Annotated in this window: 1 protein-coding gene; it reads right to left on the reverse strand. The window is 64.9% G+C overall.

What is annotated here, in order from left to right; all coding sequences use genetic code 11:
• Positions 1 to 6: 6 nt before the first annotated feature.
• The gene (locus tag ACFPOB_RS30205) at positions 7 to 1338 is read right to left on the reverse strand and encodes an IS701 family transposase (protein WP_377801858.1); all 1332 of its coding nucleotides are present in this window, start codon (positions 1336 to 1338) and stop codon (positions 7 to 9) included.
• Between the last annotated feature and the right edge of the window lie 97 nt (positions 1339 to 1435).

A 1435-nucleotide genomic window follows, 5' to 3' on the forward strand; every position in this document is an offset into this window, starting at 1 on the left:
CTAGCACTACTTTGGCAGATTTTTAGGAATGAGCCAGCAGCGACAATACGGACACGCGTCGGAGGCGGCCGTTCGAGCATGGTTATGATGGCTGCCCGGATCGCTGGCAGGGTCGGCTGCGGTGGCGGACCGTGGATTCTTTTTTTCCCGCTTCGCCTTGTTGAGGCGGTGGGACTGGAGGAAGGCGTAGGCGATCATCGTCATAAGCGCGTGTCGGTGCAGCCCCTTCCATGATCGTCCCTCGAAGTGGTCGAGACCAAGCTCTTCCTTCAACTGCTGATGCGCCTGCTCACAGATCCAGCGTGCCTTGATCGCGCCGGCCAGGCGCGTGAGCGATGTGTCGGCCGGCAGGTTCGAGAGATAGTATTTGCGGTCCCCATTCGAGCGATGTTCTCCGATCAGCCAGACCTCCTCGCCCGGGAGATGCTGGGCGCCCATGGCGCCGATCCGCTGTGGCGGACCGTCGGCGACACGCACGCGCCTTGCGGCAAAGCGGGCCTTCAGGCGCCCCTTCGTCCCGCGCCGCCAGCTCAGCATCCGCCAGGGCGCTTCTTCCAGCATCGCCTGCGCGCTGACCGACGCCGTGTCCGGGACATGGCGCTTTCGCGGGCGACCGCGCCCGGCGACGGGGAAGATCATCGCCACGTCGACGGGATAGACCTTCTGCTTGAAGGGAATGCCGACTGCCCAGACAAGTCCTCGCTCGCTCAGACCCTGTCGGAACGACGAGGAGAGGCCATAGCCGGCATCGGCCAGCACGCAGCCAAAACGCGCCCCGGCGGCACGGACGCGATCGATCTCGGCGAGCGCGATCTCCGGCTTGGTCCGATAAACCCCGTGATCCTCCGGCACGCCAGCGCGGGAGAGCCGCCCGGGATCGCTCGTCCAGCTCTCGGGCAAGAACAGCCGCAACCCCACCATGACCGGAACTTCGCCGCAAGCCAGCGTCAGCGACACCAGGGTCTGGCAGTTGGCGTTCTTGCCGAGCGCCGAGGCATATTGCGGCGCGACGCCGACGGAGCGCTCGCCCTTCTTCGGCAGAGCCGTGTCGTCGACGATCAGCCAGGCCTCAGCGCCCCCAACCATCCTGTCGGCCTCCGTGAGCAAGGCCTTCTCAAGCGGTGCCGCGTCCCAAGTCCCGCTGGCGATGAAGTGGTGAAGCTGATCGTAGCCGACGTCACCGTCGCGCGCAGCCATCGGCTGGATGCTCTTGCGTTCACCTGCGCCGATCAGCCCTGCCACATAAGCCGGACACATCCGTGCCCGCACCTTGTGCCCAAGAGCAGCGAGAAACGGTGCGAGCCAACGCTCAAGATCAGACTTCCAGCTCTCGTCCATGGCCGGCCCTCCAGAAGCCGGCCACCCATGAATCACGCAAACCGCTCCGCGGGAATCCCGAAAATGCAGCCCGTGTTAGAAATCTGCCAAAGTAGTG

Origin of the sequence: Allobosea eneae, from assembly GCF_042657265.1 — a bacterium.
GTDB lineage: Bacteria > Pseudomonadota > Alphaproteobacteria > Rhizobiales > Beijerinckiaceae > Allobosea > Allobosea eneae.

Excerpts from the sequence above, each read along its gene's own strand:
- ACFPOB_RS30205 (WP_377801858.1), bottom strand. The coding sequence starts at position 1,338 with ATGGACGAGAGCTGGAAGTCTGATCTTGAGCGTTGGCTCGCACCGTTT.